Here is a 258-nt window from a genome sequence, read left to right on the forward strand (position 1 = left end):
AGAATTTCTATCTTCTCCGGTTGTCCCGTCTAGGTTTGCCTTTCTGAAATCTTCCAATTTTGCAATAAGCTCATTTCCCTCAAACTTTGCTTTTAATTGGTCTATTTGTTTGTTTACATTTTCGATGAATGTAGCAGACCCTTTATATTCAGAAAGTAATTTTTGAATTTTCGTTAAGTTTTCTGCCGCTTCATTCCCGGAAGTTTTTTCAAGTGATACAATTATTTCATTTAAATATTGTAAAAATGACTTGTCTTT

General features: G+C 31.8%; 1 protein-coding gene. It reads right to left on the minus strand.

The features are described from left to right. The coding region (locus SB724_RS20850) for a hypothetical protein (protein ID WP_410572860.1) at positions 1-258 on the minus strand (258 nt) is incomplete at both ends.

It is taken from the genome of Bacillus sp. SIMBA_031 (assembly GCF_046535225.1).
Lineage (GTDB): Bacteria > Bacillota > Bacilli > Bacillales > Bacillaceae > Bacillus > Bacillus velezensis.